The sequence below is a fragment of the Streptomyces boninensis genome (assembly GCF_048572725.1).
GTDB lineage: Bacteria > Actinomycetota > Actinomycetes > Streptomycetales > Streptomycetaceae > Streptomyces > Streptomyces boninensis.
Genome location: NZ_CP183837.1, coordinates 2,535,482 through 2,560,230, shown reverse-complemented (window position 1 = coordinate 2,560,230; position 24,749 = coordinate 2,535,482). Strand labels below are relative to the sequence as shown.

General features: G+C 68.9%; 29 protein-coding genes. 8 read left to right on the top strand and 21 right to left on the bottom strand.

Annotated elements, in window-relative coordinates; translation table 11 throughout:
- Positions 1 to 51: 51 nt before the first annotated feature.
- Positions 52 to 1,155, bottom strand: a complete 1,104-nt coding sequence (locus ACNNMR_RS11520; RefSeq protein ID WP_420000331.1) for an AAA family ATPase — start codon at positions 1,153 to 1,155, stop codon at positions 52 to 54.
- Between the two features lie 209 nt (positions 1,156 to 1,364).
- Complete coding sequence (locus ACNNMR_RS11515; protein WP_419994471.1) at positions 1,365 to 1,958, bottom strand: hypothetical protein; 594 nt, start codon at positions 1,956 to 1,958, stop codon at positions 1,365 to 1,367.
- 220 nt (positions 1,959 to 2,178) lie between these two features.
- On the opposite strand from ACNNMR_RS11515, the gene ACNNMR_RS11510 reads away from it, so the two are divergent.
- Entirely contained in the window at positions 2,179 to 2,364 is a 186-nt protein-coding gene (locus ACNNMR_RS11510) for a hypothetical protein (RefSeq protein ID WP_419994470.1), read from the top strand.
- A 362-nt stretch (positions 2,365 to 2,726) separates the two neighbouring features.
- On the opposite strand, the gene ACNNMR_RS11505 is transcribed toward ACNNMR_RS11510, so the two are convergent.
- From ACNNMR_RS11505 to ACNNMR_RS11450, 12 genes are all read right to left on the bottom strand, one after another.
- Entirely contained in the window at positions 2,727 to 5,474 is a 2,748-nt protein-coding gene (locus ACNNMR_RS11505; protein ID WP_419994469.1) for a BTAD domain-containing putative transcriptional regulator, read from the bottom strand.
- 9 nt (positions 5,475 to 5,483) lie between these two features.
- Entirely contained in the window at positions 5,484 to 5,933 is a 450-nt protein-coding gene (locus ACNNMR_RS11500) for a pilus assembly protein TadG-related protein (protein ID WP_419994468.1), read from the bottom strand.
- The gene (locus ACNNMR_RS11495; protein ID WP_419994467.1) at positions 5,930 to 6,349 is read right to left on the bottom strand and encodes a TadE family protein; all 420 of its coding nucleotides are present in this window, start codon (positions 6,347 to 6,349) and stop codon (positions 5,930 to 5,932) included. Before ACNNMR_RS11495 ends, ACNNMR_RS11500 begins: the two co-directional genes overlap by 4 nt.
- Before the next feature lie 2 nt (positions 6,350 to 6,351).
- Positions 6,352 to 6,768, bottom strand: coding sequence for a TadE/TadG family type IV pilus assembly protein (locus tag ACNNMR_RS11490; RefSeq protein WP_419994466.1), 417 nt, complete (start codon positions 6,766 to 6,768; stop codon positions 6,352 to 6,354).
- 7 nt (positions 6,769 to 6,775) lie between these two features.
- Entirely contained in the window at positions 6,776 to 6,910 is a 135-nt protein-coding gene (locus tag ACNNMR_RS11485) for a hypothetical protein (protein ID WP_419994465.1), read from the bottom strand.
- Between the two features lie 121 nt (positions 6,911 to 7,031).
- Entirely contained in the window at positions 7,032 to 7,928 is an 897-nt protein-coding gene (locus tag ACNNMR_RS11480) for a type II secretion system F family protein (protein WP_419994464.1), read from the bottom strand.
- Positions 7,925 to 8,827 (bottom strand): type II secretion system F family protein, encoded by a 903-nt coding sequence (locus ACNNMR_RS11475; RefSeq protein WP_419994463.1) that lies wholly within the window; start codon positions 8,825 to 8,827, stop codon positions 7,925 to 7,927. Before ACNNMR_RS11475 ends, ACNNMR_RS11480 begins: the two co-directional genes overlap by 4 nt.
- A complete protein-coding gene (locus ACNNMR_RS11470) occupies positions 8,824 to 10,173 on the bottom strand; it encodes a CpaF family protein (RefSeq protein WP_419994462.1) in 1,350 nt (449 codons plus the stop codon). Before ACNNMR_RS11470 ends, ACNNMR_RS11475 begins: the two co-directional genes overlap by 4 nt.
- Positions 10,170 to 10,967: a MinD/ParA family ATP-binding protein gene (locus ACNNMR_RS11465; RefSeq protein ID WP_419994461.1), complete on the bottom strand. Its 798-nt coding sequence runs from the start codon at positions 10,965 to 10,967 to the stop codon at positions 10,170 to 10,172. The genes ACNNMR_RS11470 and ACNNMR_RS11465 overlap by 4 nt, the downstream gene beginning before the upstream one ends.
- A gap of 41 nt (positions 10,968 to 11,008) precedes the next feature.
- The gene (locus tag ACNNMR_RS11460; RefSeq protein ID WP_419994460.1) at positions 11,009 to 11,593 is read right to left on the bottom strand and encodes an SAF domain-containing protein; all 585 of its coding nucleotides are present in this window, start codon (positions 11,591 to 11,593) and stop codon (positions 11,009 to 11,011) included.
- A 224-nt stretch (positions 11,594 to 11,817) separates the two neighbouring features.
- Entirely contained in the window at positions 11,818 to 12,297 is a 480-nt protein-coding gene (locus ACNNMR_RS11455) for a hypothetical protein (RefSeq protein WP_419994459.1), read from the bottom strand.
- 398 nt (positions 12,298 to 12,695) lie between these two features.
- Entirely contained in the window at positions 12,696 to 13,052 is a 357-nt protein-coding gene (locus ACNNMR_RS11450; RefSeq protein WP_419994458.1) for a hypothetical protein, read from the bottom strand.
- A gap of 731 nt (positions 13,053 to 13,783) precedes the next feature.
- Here ACNNMR_RS11450 and ACNNMR_RS11445 point away from each other — a divergent pair.
- From ACNNMR_RS11445 to ACNNMR_RS11430, 4 genes are all read left to right on the top strand, one after another.
- A complete protein-coding gene (locus ACNNMR_RS11445) occupies positions 13,784 to 14,248 on the top strand; it encodes a hypothetical protein (RefSeq protein ID WP_419994457.1) in 465 nt (154 codons plus the stop codon).
- Entirely contained in the window at positions 14,245 to 15,225 is a 981-nt protein-coding gene (locus tag ACNNMR_RS11440) for a TRM11 family SAM-dependent methyltransferase (RefSeq protein WP_419994456.1), read from the top strand. The genes ACNNMR_RS11445 and ACNNMR_RS11440 overlap by 4 nt, the downstream gene beginning before the upstream one ends.
- A 94-nt stretch (positions 15,226 to 15,319) precedes the next feature.
- Positions 15,320 to 15,709: a helix-turn-helix transcriptional regulator gene (locus ACNNMR_RS11435; RefSeq protein ID WP_419994455.1), complete on the top strand. Its 390-nt coding sequence runs from the start codon at positions 15,320 to 15,322 to the stop codon at positions 15,707 to 15,709.
- 35 nt (positions 15,710 to 15,744) lie between these two features.
- Positions 15,745 to 17,079, top strand: a complete 1,335-nt coding sequence (locus ACNNMR_RS11430; RefSeq protein ID WP_419994454.1) for a site-specific integrase — start codon at positions 15,745 to 15,747, stop codon at positions 17,077 to 17,079.
- Positions 17,080 to 17,413: 334 nt separating this feature from the next.
- Here ACNNMR_RS11430 and ACNNMR_RS11425 read toward each other — a convergent pair whose 3' ends face one another.
- Together ACNNMR_RS11425 and ACNNMR_RS11420 are read right to left on the bottom strand one after the other, a co-directional pair.
- Positions 17,414 to 17,626, bottom strand: coding sequence for a hypothetical protein (locus ACNNMR_RS11425; RefSeq protein WP_419994453.1), 213 nt, complete (start codon positions 17,624 to 17,626; stop codon positions 17,414 to 17,416).
- A gap of 140 nt (positions 17,627 to 17,766) precedes the next feature.
- The gene (locus ACNNMR_RS11420; protein ID WP_419994452.1) at positions 17,767 to 18,237 is read right to left on the bottom strand and encodes a hypothetical protein; all 471 of its coding nucleotides are present in this window, start codon (positions 18,235 to 18,237) and stop codon (positions 17,767 to 17,769) included.
- 304 nt (positions 18,238 to 18,541) lie between these two features.
- Between ACNNMR_RS11420 and ACNNMR_RS11415 the strand changes: the two genes are divergently transcribed.
- Positions 18,542 to 19,042 (top strand): hypothetical protein, encoded by a 501-nt coding sequence (locus ACNNMR_RS11415; RefSeq protein WP_419994451.1) that lies wholly within the window; start codon positions 18,542 to 18,544, stop codon positions 19,040 to 19,042.
- A gap of 16 nt (positions 19,043 to 19,058) precedes the next feature.
- Here ACNNMR_RS11415 and ACNNMR_RS11410 read toward each other — a convergent pair whose 3' ends face one another.
- The 4 genes from ACNNMR_RS11410 to ACNNMR_RS11395 form a co-directional block, all read right to left on the bottom strand.
- The gene (locus tag ACNNMR_RS11410; RefSeq protein WP_419994450.1) at positions 19,059 to 19,748 is read right to left on the bottom strand and encodes a hypothetical protein; all 690 of its coding nucleotides are present in this window, start codon (positions 19,746 to 19,748) and stop codon (positions 19,059 to 19,061) included.
- Between the two features lie 38 nt (positions 19,749 to 19,786).
- On the bottom strand, positions 19,787 to 20,119 hold the full coding sequence (locus ACNNMR_RS11405; protein WP_419994449.1) for a hypothetical protein: 333 nt from the start codon (positions 20,117 to 20,119) through the stop codon (positions 19,787 to 19,789).
- Between the two features lie 243 nt (positions 20,120 to 20,362).
- A complete protein-coding gene (locus tag ACNNMR_RS11400; protein WP_419994448.1) occupies positions 20,363 to 20,794 on the bottom strand; it encodes a DUF4267 domain-containing protein in 432 nt (143 codons plus the stop codon).
- A 38-nt stretch (positions 20,795 to 20,832) separates the two neighbouring features.
- Entirely contained in the window at positions 20,833 to 21,237 is a 405-nt protein-coding gene (locus ACNNMR_RS11395; protein ID WP_419994447.1) for a VOC family protein, read from the bottom strand.
- Between the two features lie 102 nt (positions 21,238 to 21,339).
- On the opposite strand from ACNNMR_RS11395, the gene ACNNMR_RS11390 reads away from it, so the two are divergent.
- Positions 21,340 to 21,918: a TetR/AcrR family transcriptional regulator gene (locus ACNNMR_RS11390; protein ID WP_419994446.1), complete on the top strand. Its 579-nt coding sequence runs from the start codon at positions 21,340 to 21,342 to the stop codon at positions 21,916 to 21,918.
- On the opposite strand, the gene ACNNMR_RS11385 is transcribed toward ACNNMR_RS11390, so the two are convergent.
- On the bottom strand, positions 21,908 to 23,536 hold the full coding sequence (locus ACNNMR_RS11385; RefSeq protein ID WP_419994445.1) for a hypothetical protein: 1,629 nt from the start codon (positions 23,534 to 23,536) through the stop codon (positions 21,908 to 21,910). The genes ACNNMR_RS11390 and ACNNMR_RS11385 overlap by 11 nt on opposite strands.
- Before the next feature lie 186 nt (positions 23,537 to 23,722).
- On the opposite strand from ACNNMR_RS11385, the gene ACNNMR_RS11380 reads away from it, so the two are divergent.
- Positions 23,723 to 24,739: a chitinase gene (locus ACNNMR_RS11380; RefSeq protein ID WP_419994444.1), complete on the top strand. Its 1,017-nt coding sequence runs from the start codon at positions 23,723 to 23,725 to the stop codon at positions 24,737 to 24,739.
- The last annotated feature ends 10 nt before the right edge of the window (positions 24,740 to 24,749 follow it).

Here is a 24,749-nt window from a genome sequence, read left to right as displayed (position 1 = left end):
ACTCCTTCACCGGTGCAGCGCGAAGCGGTACGGGCTTGGGCTGGTGGGCGGTTAGAGCTGGTTGCCCAGGGCCAGGGCTGTGACGGGTTTGCCGAGGGCTTTGGTGACGATCTCGGCGACTACGTCGCGGTCTTCCAGTGGGGCGACGCCGACGAGATTGGCGAAGGCCGCCTCTACCCCGAGCACGTCGGCGATCTTTTGGAAGGCGAGGAGTTCGCGTAGTTGCGGGCACCAGCCGATCTCCCCGGATTCCTGCCGCTTGGCCAGGTGCCGGGCCACCCGTACTGCAGTCCGGTTGATCTTCAGGCTGGTGGCGAGGTCGTAGTCGGAGCCGACTTGGATCTGTACCGAAAACCGGGACGCCAGGGCCTCGGTCAGCACGGCACCGTGGACCCCGGGATTGTGTCCGGCGATCACGTAGAACCCGTCCGCCGCGGTGATCGTCTCGCCCTTGTGCGCCTTGACCTGGATCTGTCGTCGGCCGTCCATCGCCGGATACAGCGCTGCGAGGACTTTCGGAGAGATCAGGGTGGCGTCGTCGATCAGCAGCGCGCGGCCCCGCTGCATTGCTGTGACCAACGGCCCGTAGATGAACTCGTAGCCGCCGTCGTCCTTTTGCGTGTACTCACCGATCAGGTCACCGACCGCGGTGTCACCGTCCCCAGCCACCGTGATCAGATCGTCGAAGGCCGCCTCGATCAGGGACGTCTTGCCGGTGCCCGGCGGCCCGTACAGCAGCACCGGCACCTGCGCGGTGCGGAGTTTGCGTAGCGCGTCCACGTCTGGCATCGCCGCCAGATCGCGGGGGTGGTACGGCTGGCCATTCGGCCGCAGCACCGGCGCCGGACGCCCGGAACGCGCAGGCGGCGGTGCGGACGTACCCGCGCCGGACACACCCGGGCTCGTGTTGCCGGTGCCGGACGGGCCGTGGTTAACCGCCGCAGCGGGGGCTGCCGGGGGCGGGGTGGGGTTGGCGGGTGCTGTACCGGCGGGGGCCGGGGTGGTGGCCCGGTAGGTGCGTGGCCGGTCGCAGGTCCGTTCGGCATGGCCGTGCGCTACCAGGGTTTCGCATGCGTTGCCGATGGCGCCGCCGGAATGCCCGAGTTTCTTCGCCAGTTCGGTCACCGTGAATGAATCCCCTGACTGTGCTGCCATAGTGCGGTGGATGTGCATACGCAGTTGCCCCGGGCGGGCTTTGCCGCCGCTTCCCATCACGGGCCCGGCGGGCAGGTTCGCAGACATGACTGACCTCTTTCGCCTTTCACGGATTACGGGGAACGGGCTCGCTGTCGGGGAGTCCGAGTGATGGGTGGCTGGTGCCGCCCGGCCCGGGGAAGTGCGGGCGGCACCAGCGCTTTCGGGGGTTACAGGTCCCGCGTGCGGGCGCGGGCGGATTCCACGTTCGGGCAGAATTCCTGCGTCAGCGTGTAGGTGTCATCGGTCAGGTCCGCCCGGTCCACGATCAGCCGCACCGGGGCGGTGGAATCACTGGGGCGCAAGTCCTCAGCGATCACCCAGGTGGTCGCTGGCTCACTGTCATGGGTGTAGGAGTCCACCACCCGCAACCGGGCAGCTGACCAGCGCAGTTCGTTTGCCAACCGGCGGGTCTCTTCGTTCGCCGGACGCTGATCAGTGCGGGCGATGAACCCGTCCGGGTCCGCGCCCCGTTCCGTCAGCCAGCCGTGAGCGAACGGCATGATCGCTTCGTCGGCACGTTCGGCGGTGAACGTGCCAGTTGATACGTCCCGGCGGATGTGCACGGCCACCAGTGACGGGCCGCCGGGGACATCCGCCCACACCGCGGAACCGTCGAAGAACACGTAGTAGCTGCGCGCCCAGTCCGTGCTGTGCTGCTCACTCAGCAGCACGTACACGTCAGAATTAAGACTGAAGTCGTTGGCGATTTCATCGGACTGCATGTTGACGGACTTCAGGTCATCCACACGGAATTCACGCACGGCAACCACTCCTACGTTCCTGGCCGTTCATCCTTTTCCCGGACTTCTCTTTTCCGGGAACAATTTAAATATAGCTCGAATCCGGGTCACGGTGAAGCCTTTTTTGGGCTCGATAATCAAGGAATTCTCGTGAATTCTCGACGCTTTTAATCGAGTAAATTCGTAAAGAGTCTTGGGAACGGTCGTCCCCGCAGGAATCACGACCGATCCCAAGCCGGAAATGCCCCGAATTCCCGTGCCCACCGCCCGCCGCGGCCCACCGCCCGCCGCGGCCCACCGCCCGCCGCGGCCCACCGCCCGCCGCGGCCCACCGCCCGCCGCGGCCCACCGCCCGCCGCGGCCCACCGCCCGCCGCGGCGGCACCTGCGGCTACGCCGGGTGCCGCCGCGCCTTCGATCTGCGTTAGTGATCACAGCAGTAGGGGTGTTGAAGGCATGGGCCGGCGAAGGGAGGGATGTATGGATGAGGGAACGTATGGTGATGATTCGGCGTGGGATGCGGGATCGTAGGCGCGTATGCGCGCCGCCGCACGCGCGCCGGCAGTTCAGCACCGTGGATCGAGTGACGTTTCCCGTACCGATATACAGTCGGGTCCGGCTGCGCGTGGCACAGAGGCCGCCGGCCTGCGTTGGCCGGCCCGCCAGGGTGCTCCTGTCATAGCGGGACGTAGAAGTGGACCCGCCCTTGCGGAGCAGCGATTGGACCTGGGAATGGACTTTCCCTGTTACTGGCGCCGTGGCGCATCTTCTGGCGCAGAACCCTCAGCCCTCAGCCCGTCGAGCTCGCTGCGCGATGCTGCTCCAGCTGGTCACGGGTTGCGGCGTCCGGCTGGACTCCGATTGCGGCGAGGTGTCGGTCCAGGCGGTCGTAAGCACGGGCGGCAGCCTCGGGACGGCCGGCGGCTTGGTGCAGGCGGATCAGGCGTTGGCAGGCGCCTTCGTTGACCGGGTCGAGGGCTGCGGCTCGTTCCAGGAGTTCGGTGGCGGCCGTCGTTTCTCCGGTGTCGCTGTGGTGTTCAGCCAGGAGGACCAGGGCGTCGACGGCCTGCCGGTGCAGGCGTTCACGGAGGGCGTCTGCCCAAGGGTAGTCGGCTCCTTCGCAGAGCGGACCGGCGTATAGGGCGGTCGCCTCACGCAAAGAAGCGAGGTGACGGTCCGAGCCTCCCGCCCGGGCCGCCGCATCGATGCTGGTGGTGAAGTCGTGAACGTCGGAGGTGACGAGTTGAGGGTCGAGGCGGTGCCGGTCGGTGTGGTGGAGCACGAAGGCTGCCTCGTGGTGGCTGGTGGCAGCACGTAGAACCCGGCGTACGGCGCGGCGGAGGTTGGCGAGTTCGCGCTTGCGGCGTTCCGGCTCCGGGGCCAGGCGGAGGTGCTCAGCGAGGGCATCGGTGCGTACGCCGTCGGGATAGGTGGCGAGGAGCGAGAGGAATTCTTTCGTGCGGCCCTTTATGCCGTGCTCGTACTCACCGCCGTTCGCGGTGTGCAGGGACAGTCCGCCCAGGAGACGGATCTGGCACGACGGGCCGACTGACTTCCTCGTGTCCGGGCAGGTGCTGGTGCCCGTACCGCTGTCGCCCGGTTGATTGGGCTCCCCGGTCGTTGAGCGGTGCTGCTGGCGTGGGCGGGCTACTGGCCTGCCTGCAGCGGGCGTAACCGGTGCCGCAGGGGCGGCCCTTCGCGGCTGGGGCGGCGTGGGCATTGCCGACCTGCACAGCGTGAGGATGTCCCGGGCGTCCCTTTCGGAGACGGTGAACATGCTGCTGTCGAAAAGCGGGCCAGTGGACGGAACGCCGCTGATGGTGCCGTCGAAGGCCAGCTCGGCGTGGCGTGCGAGGCGCGGGGTTTCCAATGCGATGACGGCCAGGCGCTCACGGGCAGCACGGGTCACGAGCTCGGCGAGTCGTGTGGTGGTGCCATGGTGAGGACCTGTGGCGATGAGCAGGATCGTCGTCGGCGAGCGCACTGCGGTGGCGGAGGAGGACGGGAAGGCGGTGTCATCGGCCTGCCGGGTGTGCTGGAGCAGTTCGCGTTCAGCCAGGGCACACGCGTGATCGTCGTCCTCGGCCAGCACCAGACCGGGCAGTCCGGCGAGAAGGTCTTCGGCGCCGGGCAGTAGGCGCATCGCCAGCGGTCGCGAGCAGATCAGATGGGTGGAGGGCGGTGCCGGATGCAGACGCTGAGCGGCGGTGGCTACGGCGACGGTGAGCGCCCGGAGCATCGCTGGTGCGCCGGGCCCGGTGAGGCTCCAGCCACCGGGGGTGGCAAGGACGTCGACTGGGATCTCCTGGCCCTGGCATACGGCGATCATGATGCTCCCGGGGATTGCCGGAGCCGAGGTCGGAGCGGAGGCCTCGTCGGCCTCGGCAGTGCCAGGGTCCGTATCCGATCGGTTCCCCCGGTCGGCGAGGTCCGCGTGATTGGCACTGAGCACGGCGGGAGCGAGCGGTTCGACCTCGGCTGTCAGGTCTGGGGTGCGGCGTCGGCGGGTGTGGGCGCGGGCAAGGGCGATTGCGGCGGTGATGCCGGCTGCTGTAGTCAGGCCGATAAGACCGGCGTTGCCGATGCTGATCGCGCCCTGCGGAGCGGGGCGTCGTTCGGTGCCGCTACTCGGTGAGTCTGGTCCGGCTGTTGCGGACGGGGCGTGGGGAGCCGCTGGTTCGTCGACGGTTAGGGGCGGTGATTGCTCCGGTCCGGGCTCGGCCTTCGGCGGTGCGGGTGACCTGGGCGGTGACCCGGCCGAGGTGTCGGTACGAGCCTCAGCGGGGAGCCGCAGGTGCCATCCGATATCGATCAGGTCGGGATCGGTAAGGCGGCGGCCGTCCGGCTGGATGATGTCCTTGCTGAGCGCGTAGATCCGTGGCCAGCGCACGCCGTCACCGAGGTGGGTGTCAGCGATGTCCCACAGCGTGTCGCCGGGGCGGACGATGTACTCCACCGGCTGCCGCTCTTCCGGATTCTCTGCTGCAGGCTGCGGACTCTCCGAGCGGGAGTTGACCGTGGCGGCCTTCGCTTCCCCAATCTGGAGTGCTTGCGACGTGAGCACCGCCGAACTGGGCGGATGCATAGGGTGGCCGCCGGCCGCCACCTGGTGCGGGCGGAGGATGGAGAGCAAGGCGAGCAGCAGACCACCGACACACAGGGCGGCCATGGTCCGCGAAGCGGACAGTCCCTCCACGTGCCGGTCGTGTGCCTCCTGATCGAGCCGGACCAGCTCAACGTGGGAGACGTACCAGACCACCTCCCGGACCACGGCGCAGACGAAGGAAGCCCAGAGGTACCAGCCGACCAGCACCAGCAGCCAGATCAGGAGTGGGTCGGCCACCGGCGAGGAAAGCCGCAGCCACAAGTCGTCGAGGGAGGTGACCCCTTCTTCCGGCCACGGAAGCCCGCCACCGGCGTACCACAACACGCACGGCACGCCGGCGATCAGCACGAGCAGGCCGCATCCCCTGGAAAGGGCGGTCACGAGGCGGCGCAGTCGGTGGCCCGTGGTCAGCGGCGGCGAGGGCGTTCGCATGGGATCACATCACTGACCTTCATTTGTCTGGTGCGGGCCTCGCTGGGCTTCGGCGGTGGCCGTGGCGGTGGTGACCAGCTGCCGGACGCCGACGAGCTGGAGTAGTTGTGCACGCTGGTGGTGGGTGACGGTGACGTGGACTCTGTTGCCTCGCACCGCAACGTCGGCCGCGTCTCCTGTACCCGCGACGTACGCCCGAGCGGCGCCGACGGCCTTGCTGGCGTCTAGGCGGACGCGTTGCTCGTCGCGGAGGAGGCGGAGGTCAAGCTGCTGGGCGCCGGTGCGGGCGGCTTCCTGGGCGTTGTTCAGGGCACGGACCTTGCCGGCGAGGGCGAGGCCGCCGTCGATGACGATGCCGGCGAACATCCAGCCGATGAGCACCGCGCCGAGCACGAACACCGTGACCTGTCCTTGGTCGTCGCCGCGGCAGCCGGTACGTGGCGGCCGGCTCCCGATCATGGCTGGCTCCGGAACGTATCCACGGGTGAAACGCTCGTCCCCGTGATCGTCGTCGTGCCCGGTACGAAGCCGGAGCCGATCAAGTCCCCGACAGCGACTGTGCAGCTGAGCCGGGCGCGGACCTGCGTTCCGGGCCGCAGTCCGGCGTGCGATAGAGCGAGGTGGTGGGCCCGGCACGAGGGGCCATTGCCATTCAGGGCCGCCCCGACGACCTTTCGGGCTTCGGTGTCGGCCTCCCCAGCCGTGTGGGCGAGGGAGGCGGCGCGGGCAGCCTGATGGGCCGTATCCCCGACGAGAAGGCGGGCATCCGCAAGACGTCCCAGGGCGATGACGACGAGCGCGATGAGCACCAGCAGTGGCGTGGCGGCGATCAGCTCGACGGTGGCCGAGCCGCCCTCCCGGGTGGTGCGCTGCATGGTCAACCGCCTTCGTTGACGTCGACGAAGCGATCGACCGGCCCTGCAGCCCGGCCCGTAGCAGGCAAATGCAGCCAAGGAGCCACGCTGATCACTTCTCCCTTGATCGTCACCCGGGCCTCGGTGGCCGACCGGGCTGCCGTCACCTGCGGCCTCTGAAGTACGCGCTCTCCCACGGCTCCGAGCACCTCACGGGCCCGGGTCTGCCCGGCTGCCGCGCTGCCACCGTCGGAGCGAGCAGCAGCGAGACCCTGCGCGGCAGCGGTCTGCGCCACATGTGCGGCGTGCCACTGCAGCGCGAACTGCACGGACAGGAGCGTGAGCATCATCAGAAGCGGAGCAATCAGCACGACCTGCGTCGCCGCGGCTCCGCGATCGACGATCCAGCGCTCTTCGCAGCGAAGCTGCCCGGCGCTCATCGGACGCTCAGCCGCCGAGGTCGATCCCGTTGGCGCGACCGACCACCTTGGCAACGACGATGCCGATCGCGGTCAGCGCCAGCATGGCCAGCAGCGCGGTGACCACGACGGTCTCCGTGGAGTAGCCGGCATCGCGGCTCAAAGAGGAGTCCTTCCAGGCGCGACGGGCCTTGGAACCCAACTGGGCGGGAAGGAGAAGGCTTCGTGTCATCGTCGTTGCCCTTCATTCGGCGACGGCAGGGCCGCCGGTCGTTCGAATCGCGTTACATCCCGGCCATGACGTGCGCGAGCGCGGGCACGCCAATGAAGATCAAGAATCCGGCGAGCTGCAGCACCACCGGCAGTGTCATTCGCTCCGTGGCCGCTTGGGCCTCTCCGTCAGCCGCGGCGAGTTCCCGGCGCCGCATGGCTGTTGCCTTCGCCTCCAGCGATGCGCGGATCTTGGCGCCCTCCGTGCCAGCCAGGGAGAGCATGGCCGCCAGCTCGGAGATCTCGCTGACCTTGCTCCGCTCGCCGAGATGCTCCAACTGCTCGGCGAGCGGGGTGCGGGTGATCTGAGCCGTCGTCAGCGAGTGCCGGAATTCATCCGCTGCCCAGCCGTGCGCCTCGTCCGCCGCCTCGTGCAACGCATGCTCGACGCCAGCGCCCCCGGCCAATCCCAGCACGGCGAGATCGAGGACGGTGGCGAGGACGTTACGCAGCTCTTCCCGGCGCTGTCGTGCAAGGCCACGGACCTCCCCGTCGGGGAGGAAGAAGCCGGCAACACCGAGCAGCAGACCGGCAGACGTCGGCAGCCACCAGCCGGTGCCCTGCCCGGCGAGCAGGGCCAGACCGGCGATGGCCCACGGCATTGTCGCGCCGAGCAAGGCACAGCCCGCCTTCAGCGCCAGGAAGTCCTCCAGCGGCCGATCGGCGAGCGCCAGATCCGCACGTAACGAGGGCGTGGGCAGCCCCGCCGCCCGCAGCAATGGGGCCGCGCGGCGCCCAACCCCCGTCAGTAGCCCGCTCTCCACCGTTCCTTCACGACCCTGCGCTGCGACTGCAGGCTCTGCCTCCAGCAATGCCAGCTGCGCGCCCAGAGACCGCCGAGCCGGACGCAACCCGGCATACAGCAGCACGACCCCGCCGCCGAAGACCACTCCGAGCACGATGGCGATCACGACACACCCACCCGCCCACTGGAACCGGGCGCCAGCAGCCGCTCCGGGGCCCGCATCTGCGCCAGCCGCCCCAGCCACCAGAACGACGCCCCGAAGAGCGCTCCCACAACCGCGAGCGCTACTTGCCCGAGCACGGACGAGAAGGGAGCCAAGTACGCCCGGTTGAACACCAGCAGCACCGCCGCCAGGACCAGCGTCGTCGTCACGGACACCCGCACCGACGTACGGATCGAAGTCCGCGAAGCATCGATCCGCTGCCGCATCGCGACCTCCTCGCGCACCATGACGGCCAGCGCGCCGAGCACCGGAGCCAACTGCCCGGCCTCCTTGGCGGCCGCGAGCCGCAGCGTGACGACGACCTTGTCCGCCAGCGGGTCGGCAACGGCATTAGCGAATTCCGCCAGCCCTTCCGGCAGCGGCCGTCCGGCACGCAGGGCCGCGGTCAGATCGCCGAGTTCGCCGCGCAGAGCGGCAGGGGCCACCCGGGCGGTGGCCTGGATCGTCTGCTCCAGCCCAGCCGCTGCCGACAGCGTGTCCCGCAACATCTCCGTCCACACCGCCAGCGCATCAAGCCGCTCCGTACGCCGCGCCGCCTGCCGATCCGGACCGAGCAGCTCCGGCAACGTCAACGCACCCACCGCGGCCAGCAGCCCACCCACCGGCCAGCCCGTCACCGCACTCAGCGCGACTCCCACACCAACCGCACCGACGAGGCGACGGCCATGCCACCGCGCGGGTACGAGCTGCCGCAGCATCCGCGGCACACGCCCTGTCACCCCCGGCAGGTCTGCTACGTACCGCAGCCCGTGGAGCGCCACCCACGCCCCGCCGGCGAGGACGGCGCCGAGTCCGGCCGCCAGCAGGACGTCCATCTCCTGTAGCCACGCCGCACCGTTCACACCGACCGCCTCCACCAACGCTCCAGCACCCGCGGCTCCAGCCCAGCGGCGAGCAGCTTGTCGGTGGTCTCGTTGCGCAGCGGCACCGCCGGGCGAGCGCGACGGTCCGGGCCCGGCATGCAGACCTCGTTCGAGACCACCTGCGCCCCGTCGGCATCCGTCACCTCCCGGATGGAGGTGACGCAGCGCACCCCGTCGGTATCCCGGCCGAGGTGAATCACAAAGTGCACAGCGGAAGCCACCATCAGATTCGTCGCCTCCAACGACAGCCGCTCTGGCGCCTGAGCGGCGTACGTGGCCAGCTTCGTGAATGCCTGCTTGGAACCGGAGGCATGGATCGTGGACATCGACCCGTCGTTGCCCTGCGACATGGCGTTGCACATCGGCACTACCTCGGACCCACGGATCTCCCCGACGATCACCCGATCCGGATGCATGCGCAGCCCCCAGCGCACCAGCTCCGCCTGGTCGACCGCGCCCGCCCCTTCGATATTCGCTTCGCGCGCCTGCAGCGCCACGACATCCGGGTGAGCGTCGGTGTGCTTGTCCAGGCCGAGCTCGAAGGTGTCCTCGATGGTGACGAGGCGCTCGGTAGCCGGAATTGCGGAGGCGAGCGCTCGCAGCACGGTGGTCTTGCCCATATCGGTGCCGCCGGCGATGAGGAGGTTGAAGCGGCCGCGCACCAGCGCGCCCAGCAGCCCGGCCAGGTCCTCGTCACAGACCCGTAGCCGTACGAGATCGGCCAGATCAGCGGCGGGGAAGCGATGCCGCCGAATCGACAACGACACCCGCTCGCACAGCGCCATCACCGCCGTCAGCCGTGATCCGTCCGGCAGCGTCAGATACAGCCGCGGATTGGCCCGGTCAAAGCGCCTCTCCTCAGCTCCAGTACGGGCAGCCAGCAGCCGCACCAGCTCGATCAGCTCGTCGTCGCTGCCGGCCAGCGCTGGTCCACGCCGCTTGGTACGGTCCGCGTGCCGCAGCCACACGTTGTCGCAGCCGTTGACAGAGATGTTCTCCACGGTCTCGTCCGCCAGCAGCCGCTCCAGGACCCCCGTGCCCAGCAGCGCATCGACGACCGCCTGCCGGGCGCGGGCCTCTTCCTGCGGCGTAGGTACGGCACGCCCGGCGGACAGCTCCGCCCGCGCGTGCACTTGCAACTGCTCGGCCACCATCCGCTCGACCGCCGACTGGTGCTCGACGGCATCAAGCGCCCCCAGCCCGGCTGCCTGCCGCTCCCGTACGTGCTCCGCCAGCCGCTCCGAGATCCGCGGCAGCAGCAGCCGGGCAAGCTCCCGTGGCTCGTCGGCCCTCGCCGCGGCCGGACGGTATCCGTTGACGGTCACGACATGTCACCGCCCCCATGAACCGGCGCCGTAAGCGCCACCCGCTCCGCCGCCCCAAGCGCCGGAGCCTGCACGCTCTCCGCGAGGGCGGGCGCCAGCTGTCCCGACGACGGCACGCCACCCGCCAGCAGATACGCCAGCTGCTCGGCCGCCTTCATCAACGGCCAGACCCGCCGCCCCCGCCTGCGCGCCGGCAGCTCCTGGCACCCCGCCAGTGCCTCTGCCGAACGAGGGTCCCAGGGCAGAAAGACGACCCGCCCGACCTTGAGCGTCTGCAGAATCTCTGCCTCGCGGTACGGGCACGGGCCAACGACCACCAGCGTCAGTTCTTTCGCGTCCTCCTCACCGAGTAGCTCGGTGTACGCGTAGACGTGACTCAGCGCCTCCACGCCACCGCGGCTCAGCAGCACCACCTCATCCGCCAGCCCCACCGCGCTACCCGGCTGGATCCGCCCGGCGTCCAACAGCACGGTCCCGTGCTCTCCGTCGCCACCTGCGAGTACCTCGCCGCTACTGGAACCGATCGCCCGGATGGCCTCAGCGCACTGCCGCGCCCCAGCCGGCGCGAGTACGGCCCGAACGCCGACCGGCAGCTCCTGTACCGCCCCGAGCACCGTCCCCGGCCGGTCCCGATGCGCGGACGCCGCCACGTCCAGCAACCCCGGCGAATGCGCCGTACGAAACCGCGCCGCCAGATCCCCACCCCCGGCATCGGCTTCCACGAGCACCGGCCGCACCCCACCATCGAGTTCCCGCGGCCACGCGGCCGTCACCGCAAGCGCTACCGTCGTCACCCCCGGCGCGCCTTTCAGCGCCCCGAAGCCGATGACCCGCCTCACTGGCGCTCGCCCCCACCCGGCGACAGAACCACCACACGCGGATGCTCCATCCCGACCGCCCGCTCCGAAGCGACCTCGGGTACGAGCACAGTCACCACCCGAACCGCGTCCGAACCGGCCGAGTCGGCGGCCTTCACTCCGGTGACGGTGCCCACCACGGGAGCGGCATCGCCTTCACCGTCGGCCTTCTCAGCTTCCTCGCCGCCCGCCTTTCCCAGCCCAGCACCGTCCGGCCCCGGATAGACGGCCACCCGCTCCCCACGCGACAACCGCGGCGGAGCCGCCCCCTTCTCCGCAGCAAACGAAAACTCCGCATACCCCTTCGGCGGCCAACCACGCCCTTTGCTGAACTGGCCCGGCGCCAGCAGTGCCCCGGACGCCAGCGGCACTGCCGCCACCCGCCCGACCACCTGCTCCGCACGCCCTGCCGCCACGACTCCGGAACCCGCGGCCACCTGCACCGTCCGTAGATCGTCAGCAGTCAGCACCTGACCGGCTTGAACATCTCGTGCCACCGCGAGTACATCGCTGCGCCCACCGGTCACCGCCTGCAGCGTCGCGAATCCGGCCGCCGCAGCCACCACCGCCGCGGCCCCGGCCGCAATCCGCAGAGGCCGCCTGCGCGGGCCGCCCGCGACGACGGGCCTGCCCGTATCCCCCCGGGAGAGACGCAGCCGCGTTCGAGGCTTCCGACGCGTACCCGCGGGCGCCGCCGAAACCGAAGTAGTAGTCGTGGTCACACTCACCCCTGCCTTCTCGCCCAACTGCCTCTGCCGCCCGCCAGGACTCACCAGGGCGCGGCAGGTCACCGCGCGTCGGCGACCACCACGGCCTGCATCTCGTCCACCTGGATCGGTACTTCGTCCGCGGTGACCAACCCCGGAATCACGCCCGCCTCCCCGCCGCCCTGCCATGTCACGGTCCAGGAGATCGCTGCCTGGACGGTGTAGACGCCCTCCGGCTGCCCCCGCGACGCACGTCGATAGGTATGACCACAGTCCGGCGACGCCGCCTGCGGTCGCTGACCCCCCGCGGCGTACGGCGTCCCCGGCCCCTCGCACACCACCTGACGCCCATCACCCATCGACCAGACCACCTGTTGCGGCTCCGCTGTCGCCGTCACGGTGACCCCGGGCACCTCTGCCGTCACCGTCACCGGCTTCCACACCCCGGACGACAGCCACAGCCACGTCGGCACGCGCACCATCTGCACGAAGTCCTCATCCGGACTCGCCTGGATCTTCGGATCCGGCAGCTCCAGCTCCTCGACGACCTGCCGCGCCACGGCCTCAGGATCCGGCGCATCTCCACCGGGCTCGTCCGCCCCGGGCGCACCCTCCGGCTCTTCCGGCAGATACGGAATAGCACCACCCCAAGGCCCGGGCCGAAATCTGACCCCCTCGGTACGAGGCCCAGCACCCCCGCCTGCCGCGGCACTCCCGCCCGTCGTCGCTGCCGTTCCCGTACCGCGGGCAGCCGAACCGCCAGACCTTTGCTCAGGAGCGCGTTCGCGTACGCCGGCGGTCGCCCGGCAGGAGCTGGTCGTGCAGTCCGTACGCGCCACCTTAGAGCTTCCGAATCCGCTGCCGCCTTCTTCCGCACCAGCGGGCACGGACAGTGCCAACGCCAAGACCGGAAGGCCCGCGCCCGCAAAGGCTGCCGTCCGCACACCGCGTCGGGCGGTCAACATGTCGCCGGCTCGTGAATCTTCAGCCGCGTGACCACCCACGCCCCATCCCGCAGCGTGACAGTGGCATCGATCCTTTCCCGCGTGCCCTGCTCGACATCGGGCGGAGACCCGTCGCGCTTCCGGATCTGCCACTTCTCGTCATCGAGGCAATCCCTGACCACGACGCGCTTGCTGTCCTCGCTCACGATCTGTGGGTCGAGCCTGGGCTCGCCTTGAGCGACGAGCCCGTACTTGCGGTAGTCACGAAGTACCAGGCGGAGCAGCCCTAATGCCCCGTCGTCAGCGTGGTCGTTCAGCCGTGGATGCTTGGCATCGGACGTCCGCGCCGCCACCACCGCGTCGTCCCACATGGCCAGGTAAGCCTCCGTCGCGGGCCCCCGGCTCGCAGAACGGGAAGGGCCTTGGGCATCAGGGAGAGCCACGCTCGCTGTGTCACCAGGCTTGGCCGGGCTGGCGCCCTCACCCCCGCAGGCACTGACAAGCAGGAGCACCGACGCCGCCAACATGACTCCACGCCACTTCACTGTGCGCCCCCAAAGCCGTGACTCGGGCTAGTTGCGAGTGTGAACATTCCGCCCGTCTTTCCATCCGGAATGCCGGGCTCCGAGTCTGGCAACATCCCAGCGCATAACGGGCATTGCCCGCAGTCCCCCGCAGGGGTGATTCTCGGATTATCCGCAGCGCATGCGAAGGTGAAGATCTGCATCGCGATAGAGGCGAGCAGCGCGTGCATGCACCCCGAGCGTCCGCGACGCGGAGGCAGCCACGCGCAACGGCGTGGCCTCGGTGAACAACAGCCCGGACCGCGTGTCACAAGGCCTTGGTCCCGCTCTCTATACCGACTGTCAGCACCACCCGCCCGGGCCCCGGCGCACCGTCAATGCCTCACTCCACATCACCCTGGCCGCATGCCGAACTGCCCACATCCGTCTGGTTGCCTGGCCCCGACACCCCGGGCGCATCCACCCCGCCGACAGCGGCGGACGTCCTGCCGAGCTGGGCGCACGAGCGCCTGCGCGTCACCTTCGCGTGCCCCGAGGGTCGGCTCCTGCGGGCGCGTATTGAGGACACGGGTCCCGCCATGGATGCACGAGCCCGGTGTGCCCCGCTGGGGCCCGACCGCGAGCAGCCGACTCAACCTGCGGACCGCACTGTGCTACTGGCCGAGTTGCACCCCGACACGCTGCCGGACGCGCAGCTCGCCACGGCCGACGACGGTGCCGCGGAGGCGGGCTGGCCCGGCTTCTTCCACCGCGCCCACCGGCTGCTGCGCGGTAACGGCGACCTGCTACTCCTCGCCACCCGGCAACGCCGCAACGGCGGAGGGCTGACCGACCCGCTGGGGTGGCTGGTCGCGTGTGCCCGGACCGCGGGATTCTCCTATCTCCAGCACATCGTCGTCGTTCATGGCCGGGGCGAGGAGGGACGTATCGTCGCAGCGCCACCGGACAACATGGCACCCGAGCTGATCCACTCGGATCTGTTGGTACTGGATCCGGGCGAGTCCGCCTCGCGCGCGGCGATGCCCGCCGGAGGCCGGCGATGAGCGGGCCTTCGGTGTGGAACACGGCGCCCGCGGCCGCCCGTATCCAGCGCTCCGGCCGCTACGTTCCTGGCACCAGCGCACACCCCGCCAAGATGCTCCCCGCCATCGCCGCCCATGCCGTCCGCTGCTATTCCCACCCCGGCGAACTGGTCCTGGACCCGATGTGCGGCATCGGCACCACCCTTGTCGAAGCCCTCCACCTAGGCAGGCACGCCATCGGCGTCGAGGTCGAACCCCGCTGGGCCAACCTCGCCCGCCAGAACACGCTGGAGGCCATGCACACCGGGGCCCAGACGCACGGCCAGGTCCACTGCGGCGACGCCCGCAACCTGACTGACCTCATCCCTGCAGAGCATCACGGCAAGATCGCTCTGGTGGTGACCTCACCTCCGTACGGCAACTCCGTGCACGGCCGAGTCCACGCCACCCGCGACTCGGGTGCCCCCGGCATCGTCAAGTTCAACCACCGCTATGGCCACGACCCGGCCAACCTCGCCCACGCCGGCACCGATCGCCTCCTGGCCGCATTCACCGAGATCCTGGATCAATGCCGCCGCATTCTGCGCCCGGGCGGCACCGTCGTCATCACCACCCGCCCCTGGCGCGAGCGCGGTGAACTCATAGACCTGCCCACCGCGGTCCTGGCCGCCGGCCGACACGCCGGCCTCATCCCCACCGAACGCTGCGTCGCTCTGCTCGCCGGAATCCGCGACGGCCACCTCACACCCCGCCCGTCATTCTTCCAAATGCACAACGTCCGCGAAGCCCGCCGTCGGGGCCTGCCTCTCCATGTCGTGGTGCACGAGGACGTGATCGTCTTCCGGACGTCTGGAATGTCCGCAGCCGCTCATGGGGGCGCTTTGCCCCAGGGGGTGACCCGAAGCCCCCGGAATATCCCCTGCCGGAAAGGCAAGCGCGTCTGCACGTCCCGAAACTGCAGATTTGCCAGGACTGTCGGGGGTCGCCTTGAGGGCTAGTGAAATTCCCCAAGGGGATGGTCACCCTGAGCCACATCCGGGCCACAGCAGAGATGATCGATCGGCTTCGCAGGCAACAGGCGATGGGCGGACCGTGAATGATTCCGATCAGCGGACCGACCGGCTTGACGAATTGGCCGTGGCCGAGCCTCCATTGTCGTCGGCCGCACCCCAACGGGCGGCTGGTGGGCACAACCATCCAGTTCGGCGAGAAGGACGCACGCCTCGTCATCGCACCGTAGCAAGGGAATCCCCCGCACGCCCATGTCGCACACCGAGAAAGCCACCCCCACCCTGCGAGCGGTTGTTGAGCCCACAGGACGCGGCGGACTTGCTTGGGCTGAGGCGGAAGACGCTCTACAACTGGGCCAGTACCTGGAAAGTTGAGCGGCGGGGGCCCGAGCCACTTCGTCTGGAGGGCCGAGCGCTGCGTTACCGAGCATCGGATGTGGCCCGCTACATAGAGAACCTTCCCCGGGCGTAATCGCTTCGGGGGAGGCGACGAGCGGAGACCCGCGCATGGCAAAAGAGCAACCCTATGACCGGTGGCACAAAGCCCGTCCAGCCCCGGACGAGCCAGAGTGTCCGGAACACCCTGGTCTTGTCTCCACACCTCAGCACGGATGCGAACTGCGTTGGCAAGCGCGCTGGCGCGATGCGGAAGGGCGTCAGCACTCTAAGCGTTTCCCGAAGAACAAGAAGAGTGCGGCTCTCGCATTCCAGCGCAGCCAGCGGGCAGCCGTAGAAGAAGGCAGAGATCCGTTCCCGTATCGAGGGCGGCGTAAAGGAAGCAGCACGCCCACGATCGCTGAATACGCGGAGACATTCCTGTCCCGCCACGAGGGGCGGCCCGGCACGATCGCAACGTACGCATACCGACTACGTGGCCATGTGGTCTCCGTCATGGGGGACCGTCCGATCAGGGAGGCCAAGCGCGGTGAGTTCCGGGACTTCTTCAGCACGCTGAAGTGCAACGGAATGCCGGATACCACCCGCTCCGGGATCAAGAAGGCAGTGTCCGCGATGCTCTCCATGGCCGTGGAGGACGGACTGCTGGAGGGAAACCCCGCGTCCGGCATCCGGCTGCCGAAGGGGAGCGGGCGTGGCGTGCAGCTGACCTGGCAGCACGTCTGTGGCCTCGCCGACCACATCACGCCTCGATACCGGCTGCTGATCTGGTACGGGGCCCTGCAGGCGCTGCGCTCTATGGAAGCCGCTGGCGTTCGGCGGCCGGACATGGAGATGGTTCCGGGGCACCAGTTGATTGAGGAGCAGCGCCAGAGAGGCAAGGCCGTGGCGTTGAAGACCGACGCCAGCCGGGCGGCACTCGCAGTGGGGAGCTTCCTGCGGTGCGAGTACAACGCACATCTGGCCCGCTGGCGGGCGCCGGTGTCTCCAACTGCACTGCGAAAGCGTGAGCGTCGAGGATTGCCTCCCATCGCGGAGGAGTACCGGGATCTGGTCACCGTCACACGCTTGTGGACGCCCGTGCGCGAGAACGCGCTCTGCCGGGAGTTCAACCTGGCGAAACAGCGTGCCCGAGAGAAGGGGATCCCAGTGCCCGTGGGAGCGACGTTCCGCGATCTGCGCCACTTCGCCGATGCTGTGCTGGTGGCTTCCGGGGTGGAGCCGCGCAAGGTGCAAGCGCGCATGCGCCACGCCCGGATCGCCGAGACGCTCGACACCTACGGATACCTGGTCTGGGAGGTGGACTGGGAGTACGCCCCCGCCTCGTTCCAAGAGCTGTACGGAATCCAGGCGCCGCCCGGATTGCCGGAAGCTGCTCTGCTGCCGCGTGCCGAGCGGGGCTCCGTCGGCCACACAGCCTCGGATGGGTCGGCGCCGTCCCGGTAAGTGCGCAGCTCAGCGCAGTGATTGGCAACGACCAATCATGATCGTTTAGCGGTGCGTGGAATTGTGGTCACGTTGTGGTCCGGCGCCGGCCAGGCAACCCGTTTCCGCAGCTCACAGTGCCTCCATACGGGACGCGGGATAGTCCCCGGCGTACAGGCCGACTCGTCCGCCTCTACGGTCCTGACCTGCGGGTTTCCGCGGGGCAGGGCCATTTTGTGGGATGAGGGAGTGCACGCGCTGACCTGGGGTGTCCCGGGAGTTCCGTGGCGTTGTACTTCGCCTTTTGAGTAGGGAACTACCGCAATATGCGCAGTAGATCTCCGCCCGGCGAGCCCTATCGGTCCGTGGCCTTCGGATGCCCTGTACCAGCCCAGTCGATCCAGAGCGTGCGGCGCTCCACGTCGATCAGATACCAGATCCGGGCCCCGCTGGTGACTTCGATCTGCCACCGGTCCATCTCCTCGCCGCGGTGCTCACCACGGGCCAGCTCACCCCTGAGTCGGTGGTGACGCGGGGTGGGCTGGCGCGGCGCCGGGGCTGTACGCATGGCAAGCCACGCGTCGCGGGTGTTGCTCGCAGCCTGCGTGCACAAGGCCTCCCAGCCCTTCGCGGCCTCAGCCTTGGCAAAGCGAATGTCCCACTCGTCCGGCCCCGGCGGTGGCGCGGCGCGAGCCCCGCGCTTAGGGCTCACGCCGCAGCGCCCGGCTCGGGCACCGGTCCGAAGTCCTCACCGGAATCAGTAGTCAAAGCAGCGAACAGCTCCGGATCGGCGTGCGCCTCGGCGGTGTGCCTCCACTCCGTAATCAGCTGAGCAACCGCCGACGTGTTGTCGATCGACGCCGCAGCCTGGAAGGTGTCAACCAGCTCGACGGCAAACTCCCGCACATCCCGCGGGGGCAGGTGGCGCACCCACGGGAAGACTGCCGGCATCACGTCGAGCACTAGAGTGCGACCCTCGGGGCGGCGCATCAGCTCGACGAACATGCGACTGGTGGCATCGATGACCTCTTCGTCCTGCTCCGCTCGAGCGGCGGTAGTCAGCACGAGGTCTTCGTCGCCGCGCCGGTTCAGCCGAAGACGGCGCACGCCGCGCAGCTGCGCGATCGTGTCTTTCGGCTTGTTCAGCAGCTCCGACAGGTTGGTCTCCAGCGCGCTCATGAGTTGAAGTTTACTTGAAAACTCGCAAGAGCGATAGTTAGTGCCAGCCCCTCAGCTCCCGGTACGTCGGCCGTACCAGGTGATCCGGCGGCCCTGGCGCAGCGGTGCCGACCTGCGCCTGCGTGACCTTCACGTGGACCCGGATACCGCGGCGCTTACCTCGCGGGTCGTGCCAGACGACGTGCACACCGCACCGGCTCCCGCTGCATCATGGAAAAGTCCGGTCTCCACCACGTACGAAACCTTCCCCCTCCACTTCGACGACCCGATCCCGGGCACGGAGCACGGAGCACGGAGCACGGAGATGTCGAATACGAGATTCTTCGCGGTGGCGATGACCAGTTCGGCGTCCCCTGCGGATATCACAACGGATGTAGTGTCCTCGCAGCCGTACGAAACATCAGGGGGAGCAATGCATCCGGCCGCAGTGGAACAGCACTTCACCGAGCGCTCGCGGCGCTCGCAGAACCGCGGACTCGCTCTGCTTGCGGTCGCCGCGCTCCTGTGGGTCTATGTGGCCTTCCAGTTGTTCACTCCGTACGGCCAAAGCTGCGAACCAGTCGTCTCTCAGGAACGGCTCGACGTCTACGTCGACACCGGCCGGGACGACGATAAGTGGGCAGATGCGCACACCAAGGCCACGCACTGCGCGGCGGAGCGCGACTGGCCCAAGTCCATGACGGCCCTTGCGCTGTCTCTGCCCTTCGCGATGGTCGGCGCGGTTCTGTACTCCACGGGTGCGGTCAGCACTCGGATCCGGCAGCACGAGGCAGACCTGGCCAGGGCCCGCAGCAAGGACGACTGAGGACCTCTCGCTGGCGTCACGCCTCCTCATGCCAGGGGAAGCCAGCTGGGTCCGCGGCGGCACGGGGCCAGACCCGCTCGTCGTCGTGGCCGCGGATCTGGTCCAGGAATGGGAAGTCCTCGGGCTGGACTGCCAATTTGGCGACGGGAGTTACCGGTACGGGGCTGGCCCACTGGGCCAGCTGCACTGACAACTCGTCGACTCGCATCCGCGGCTGCAGCTCGAAGGTGCGGGCGGGAAGCAGATAGACCGTGCCCGGACGCCAGGGCTGCTGCTTCAGCGCCTGCGCGCTGATGGAGAAGTAGTAATGCGGCTCGCCGAGCCGGTCGTTGTCGTCGGCGAGGCGTGCGCAGCCATTGAGCAGCGACATCGGGTGGCGGTCCCGGTCCAGGATCGCGTAGTACATCGGCCAGAGCCCGTCGCCGGCGGCAAAGACCGCCCGCCGGTTGCCGAACTCGCTGCTGTCTTCGGGCTGCCGGGGTTCGAAGCGGCGGATCGCCGGGTCGCCCGAGCCGTGCAGCACCAGACTGCCGCTGTCGGCGGCACGGCAGAGGAACTGCCATTTCGGCGCCTCGAGCCGGTAGTCGATCGGCTCGTCGGGGCCGTCCGTGCGCGCCCGCTCCAGCAGCCGGTCAAAGGACGCGGACGTCCCGTGGTCCGGGGCCGGGGCGGGGCGCGTCATCCAGTACGCAGGCAGCTGCTTCATCAGGGCAACCTACCCAGCGCATCGCCCGCGTGGACGGCCTACCGGGCCTCGAACTTCTTGTATTTTCCGTGCTGCCACGCCTCGACTGCGAAGTTGTTGTCGGTGTTCCAGAGCTTGCAGCCTTCGGGCTTTGAGTTCCGGGTTCGGGCCTTGCATACGGCCATGCGGAATCCGTTGGGGTTGTCGTGGTTGGTGGTGAACTCTGGGCCGTACCCGGCCTTGCCGTTTCCGCAGGCGAAGACCAGGTACGGGTCGTAATGCCGGTGCGGGCTGGTTGTGTAGTCCACCCATGTTTCCGCGCAGTAGCCGTCGGCCTTGCTGTCCCGGGCGAACACGTGCAGCCTCCGGATGGGGGCGCTGCTGCGCTCCATATAGTGAGTCCAGCCGTACGCGCCGGAAATGGTGGCGTCGTGGTAGATGTCGGCGCCGGCTGGAGCTGATGCCGTTGGAGCTGGTGCGGCTGACGCCAGTACGGCAACCGAAGCTGTCGCGGTCAAGAGCGTGAGGATTTGCCTGATCACTTGATCCCCCCCGTTATTTCTGTCGATTCCATCGTGTTGGGAGGGGCGACCAGTGGCAAGCATGTTTCGACCCACAGAAAAACATGCAGGTCATCAGGAGGGCTGTGCGGTGGGGGTTGGGGCGGGGGTGGCCTGGCGGGCCTTGCTGGTCTCGCGGAGGGCGAGGGCGCCGGTGATCGCTATGAACGCCGACGTCAGGCCGTGGATGCCGAAGGCTGCGGCCGTGGAGCCGTTGTGGGTCAGGATGTTGATCATGTCGCCGAAGGGGGCGACGGCCTCCATCAGGAGGACCAGGGCCAGGGCGCGGCGGTGGCCGGTCAGGAGCAGGATGGCCAGGACCAGGCCCATCGAGAATTCGCGGATGCCCTTCATGACGAGGAAGCCGCCGCCGTCGCCGGCGGGCCAGGTTGGCAGGCCGACGCCCGGAGTCGCTGTCTCGGGGGTCAGGATGAAGGTCAGCCCGAGGTAGAAGAGGAACAGGGTGATGGTGGTGGCCAGGATGGTGTTTACGGTCCTGAGCGACATGGGTTTGTTTGCTCCTTCGGCGTTGAGAGAATCGGAATTCAGTGTTCGGACGACTGCGTCGGCGAGGTAACACCCGGGGTCAGGATTTCCATCAGATGCCCGTTGGGGTCCCGGAAGTAAGTGCCTCTGCGGCCCGGCGTGCGCTTGCTGTTATAGACCTCGCCGATCTCTTCGCAGGCCGGGTCGCCGTAGTGGGTGATTCCGCCACGCTGGATACGCGCCAGCGCCGCGTCGAATTCCGGCTCGCTCACCATGAATGCGTAGTGGTGCGGCTCGAAGTCGTCCAGCTGGTCGTAGTCCAGGCTGATCTGATTGGCGAGCGTGACCGGCGTGAAGTGTGCCAGTGGTGGGTCGACCATCAGGCCGAGGATGTCGGCCAGGAATTGTGCCGAGGCCTGCGGGTCGCGGGCGGGGACGATGGTGTGGTTCAGCTCTGCGGGCATGGCGGACTCCTGCACTCCCCGGGTAGGGCTAGCGCTGCTAGCTGATGAGGCAACGCTAGCGCTGCTATCGCTCGCTTGTCTAGCGGTGCTAGGATTTCAGTCATGTCGGTACAGGAACGCAAGCAGCGCGAACGGGCGGCGCGCGAACAGCTCATCGTGGCCACCGCCCGCGAACTCGCCGAGCAGCAAGGCTGGGACGCCGTCACCACCCGCCGCCTCGCCGAGCGCATCGAGTACAGCCAGCCGGTCCTCTACAGCCACTTCCGCGGCAAGCGGGAGATCATCGGCGCCGTCGCCCTCGAAGGCGCCACCGACCTCGCCGCATCAGTACGCGCCGCGACCGCCACCGCCGACACCCCGCGCGCCCGCGTCACCGCCCTCGCCCGCGCCTACCTCGATTTCGCCGCACGCAATCCGGCGGTCTACGACGCCCTGTTCCAGCTCGACGGCGGCCTGGCGTACGCGCAGGAGGACACCCCCGCGCCGCTGAAGGACGGCTTCGCCGCGCTGCTGGAGACCTTGCGCGAGGTCGCGGGGGAGGGCGTTGAACCGGGGCTGTTCACCGAGCTGTTCTGGGCGTCGCTGCACGGCCTGGCGACCCTGACCAGGACCGGGCGGCTGCCGCTGGAGGACGCCGAGCCGAGGCTGCAGCTGCTGGTGGACCGCCTCGCTATCGCGTGAGCCGGGCGTGTACCTCCCGCACGATCTCCCACGCCGCCTGCGGGGTGAGGCGGCCGGCGTCGTACGTCTCGGTGTGGCCGCCGATGCCGCCCATGTCGTGGGGCTTGAGGTGGCCGTTCGCGTGTCCCTCGGCAGCCAGCCGCTCATGGACAGCCTGCTCAACCGCGTGCGCCAGCGCGCCATTGCCGACCGGGAGCGCCTCGACCGTGTGCCACCCGTATCGGGCGAATGCATCGGTACGGGAAGTCCTGTTGTCCGTCGTCGCCACGCCGACCTTGGTCGCGTGCAGTGCGGGGTGGTGGAGCACGTAGATACGGGCGGCCGAGGCGCCGTCGTACTTGAAGCCCCACGGTGCGCACCAGCGGCAGCCGCCGGCGCCGTTGCGCAGGTCGTTGAGCCTCGGGGTGACCTCGTTGCCGCAGGCGAGGTGGATCGACGTCCAGCCGGTGATGACGCCCGGGTAATCCGTCAGCGTCCGGTACCCGAAGCGGAGCATCTCCGCCTCGCACTCGGCGGCGTCGTGGCGCTTCGTCGCGCTGCGGCTGAGGTTGGCGCAGTGCGGGCAGCCCTTCCCGGCGGCGACGGAGGACAGGGTCGGGCTGCAGGGTTTGCCGCAGGTGTCGCAGGTGGACGGCCAGGGCTTGTTCGTGCCGGGGTACGGCGCCGTGGTGCTGAAGCCGGCCGCCTTCAGCCGCGCCGCCGCCTCCTCGTCCGACAGACGCAGCGCCGCGGCGGCGTCCTTGCGGCCGCAGTGCGGGCAGCCTTTGCGGCCGCCCCGGATGTGCGACAGGCGCGGGGCTACCTCGCGGCCGCAGGGGCGGTGGATGGCTCGCCAGGGGTTTCCTGCGCCGGGGTAGTCCTCGAGGGGGTCGAAGCCGGCCGCGTCCAGGTCGGCTTTGGCTTGCTCGGGGCCGCGTTTGTTGGGGGCGGTGGTGCGGGGCTTTCCGGTACGAGCCGCCGCGCTCGCGGTGATGGCGCAGAAGCGGCAGCCCTTGCCGGCGCGAATCGCTGACAAGGTCGGGGAGACGGGCTCGCCGCACGTATCGCAGACGCACGGCCAAGGCTGCTTCGACCCCGGATAGTCCGTCTGCGGCGTCAGCCCGGCCGCCCGCATGATCGCCTCGGCATCCGCCGCGGAAATCCGCCGCTTCGCCGCCGCCTGCTTGCGGGCACAGCGCGGGCAGCCGCTCCCGCTGGTCTTCGCCGAGTTGAGCAGGCCCAGGACCTCGTCGCCGCAGGACCGGCACCGACACCGCCAGCGAGTCGTGGCCCCGGGATAGTCCTCCAGGGGCTCGAGCCCGACGGAACGCATCACCGCCACCGCCTCTCCCGGGTCGAGCCGGAGCCGAGACTTAGGCGGTCGACTGGCGGCCGCGGCCCGCGCCTCCTCCAGCCGCTCGGCCCGGGCGGCGGCGTACCGGGCGGCTTGCGCGATGCCCCGGCAACGTACGCAGCCCTTCCCGGCCTTCACATTCGACAGGGTCGGCGAGACCGTCTCGCCGCACCGAATGCACAGGCACTCCCAAGGCTTCCCGGCCCCGGGGTAAGGGACTTGGGGGTTCAGACCGCTGGCGCGCATCACCGCCCGTGCTTCCGCCTCGGGTATGCGTCGCGTCATCACCAGCCTCCTCCGTCACGAGCTCGTCATGTTCGCACAGCGCAAAGTGCGCAGTCGGCCGTACCCCTTGACAACGTTATTGGTCTGGACCAGATTGCACGGCAGCAACAGCGGTGGCCACCGCACCAGCTATCTCCTCCTTCCCCCACCCCCCAACAGGAGGCAGCAGTGCACCGCGCAATAGGTATGTCCAGGAACCGGAGCGTGATGTGGACGGCGCTCGTGGCGGCCCTCATGGCCGTCTGCGCGCTCGCGTTCACCGGCTTCGTGGGCAAGAGCGATGCGGCAGAGGCTGAGGCAGAGGCGGGCCCACGGGCCGTGCCGAAGCACGCCGTCACCGGCTACTGGCAGAACTTCAACAACGGCGCCACCGTGCAGAAACTGGCCGATGTGCCGGCGGCGTACGACATCGTCGCCGTCGCCTTCGCGGACGCGACCGGGACGCCGGGGAAGGTGACGTTCAATCTGGACTCGGCCGGGCTCGGCGGCTACACCGTCGATCAGTTCAAGGCCGATGTCGCGGCCAAGAAGGCGGACGGGAAGTCCGTGATCATCTCGGTGGGCGGCGAGAAGGGGGCGGTGAGCGTCAATGACGCGGCGTCCGCCACCGCCTTCGCCGACTCGGTCTACGCGCTCATGCAGGAGTACGGGTTCGACGGCGTCGACATCGACCTGGAGAACGGGCTCAACTCGACGTACATGACCCAGGCCCTCAAGTCGCTCTCGGAAAAGGCCGGGTCGGGGCTCGTCATCACCATGGCGCCGCAGACCATCGACATGCAGTCGACGGGGAACGAGTACTTCAAGACGGCGCTCAACATCAAGGACATCCTGACCGTCGTCAACATGCAGTACTACAACAGCGGCTCGATGCTCGGCTGCGACGGCAAGGTGTACAGCCAGGGGACCGTGGACTTCCTGACCGCGCTGGCGTGCATTCAGCTGGAGGGCGGACTCGCCCCGTCCCAGGTCGGCATCGGCACGCCGGCGTCGTCGAAGGCGGCGGGCAGCGGATACGTGGAGCCGAGCGTCGTGAACGCCGCGCTCGACTGCCTCGCGAAGGGGTCCAGCTGCGGGTCCTTCAAGCCGTCGAAGACCTATCCGGACATCCGCGGGGCCATGACCTGGTCGACCAACTGGGATGCGGCCGCGGGTAATGCCTGGTCGGATGCGGTTGGGCCGCACGTGGACGGTCTGCCGTAGGCAGGCGTCT

Bases quoted from the DNA above. Each gene is read 5' to 3' on its own strand.
- ACNNMR_RS11420 (WP_419994452.1), bottom strand. From the start codon at position 18,237: ATGAGCGCGCTGGAGACCAACCTGTCGGAGCTGCTGAACAAGCCGAAA.
- ACNNMR_RS11510 (WP_419994470.1), top strand. From the start codon at position 2,179: ATGCCCCGAATTCCCGTGCCCACCGCCCGCCGCGGCCCACCGCCCGCC.
- ACNNMR_RS11520 (WP_420000331.1), bottom strand. From the start codon at position 1,155: ATGGCAGCACAGTCAGGGGATTCATTCACGGTGACCGAACTGGCGAAG.
- ACNNMR_RS11430 (WP_419994454.1), top strand. From the start codon at position 15,745: ATGGCAAAAGAGCAACCCTATGACCGGTGGCACAAAGCCCGTCCAGCC.
- ACNNMR_RS11450 (WP_419994458.1), bottom strand. From the start codon at position 13,052: ATGTGGGACGACGCGGTGGTGGCGGCGCGGACGTCCGATGCCAAGCAT.
- ACNNMR_RS11495 (WP_419994467.1), bottom strand. From the start codon at position 6,349: ATGCAGCGCACCACCCGGGAGGGCGGCTCGGCCACCGTCGAGCTGATC.
- ACNNMR_RS11425 (WP_419994453.1), bottom strand. From the start codon at position 17,626: ATGCGTACAGCCCCGGCGCCGCGCCAGCCCACCCCGCGTCACCACCGA.
- ACNNMR_RS11390 (WP_419994446.1), top strand. From the start codon at position 21,340: ATGTCGGTACAGGAACGCAAGCAGCGCGAACGGGCGGCGCGCGAACAG.
- ACNNMR_RS11505 (WP_419994469.1), bottom strand. From the start codon at position 5,474: ATGCGAACGCCCTCGCCGCCGCTGACCACGGGCCACCGACTGCGCCGC.
- ACNNMR_RS11400 (WP_419994448.1), bottom strand. From the start codon at position 20,794: ATGTCGCTCAGGACCGTAAACACCATCCTGGCCACCACCATCACCCTG.
- ACNNMR_RS11410 (WP_419994450.1), bottom strand. From the start codon at position 19,748: ATGAAGCAGCTGCCTGCGTACTGGATGACGCGCCCCGCCCCGGCCCCG.
- ACNNMR_RS11380 (WP_419994444.1), top strand. From the start codon at position 23,723: ATGTCCAGGAACCGGAGCGTGATGTGGACGGCGCTCGTGGCGGCCCTC.
- ACNNMR_RS11385 (WP_419994445.1), bottom strand. From the start codon at position 23,536: ATGACGCGACGCATACCCGAGGCGGAAGCACGGGCGGTGATGCGCGCC.
- ACNNMR_RS11440 (WP_419994456.1), top strand. From the start codon at position 14,245: ATGAGCGGGCCTTCGGTGTGGAACACGGCGCCCGCGGCCGCCCGTATC.
- ACNNMR_RS11445 (WP_419994457.1), top strand. From the start codon at position 13,784: ATGGATGCACGAGCCCGGTGTGCCCCGCTGGGGCCCGACCGCGAGCAG.
- ACNNMR_RS11405 (WP_419994449.1), bottom strand. From the start codon at position 20,119: ATGGAGCGCAGCAGCGCCCCCATCCGGAGGCTGCACGTGTTCGCCCGG.
- ACNNMR_RS11395 (WP_419994447.1), bottom strand. From the start codon at position 21,237: ATGCCCGCAGAGCTGAACCACACCATCGTCCCCGCCCGCGACCCGCAG.
- ACNNMR_RS11490 (WP_419994466.1), bottom strand. From the start codon at position 6,768: ATGAGCGCCGGGCAGCTTCGCTGCGAAGAGCGCTGGATCGTCGATCGC.
- ACNNMR_RS11500 (WP_419994468.1), bottom strand. From the start codon at position 5,933: ATGATCGGGAGCCGGCCGCCACGTACCGGCTGCCGCGGCGACGACCAA.
- ACNNMR_RS11415 (WP_419994451.1), top strand. From the start codon at position 18,542: ATGTCGAATACGAGATTCTTCGCGGTGGCGATGACCAGTTCGGCGTCC.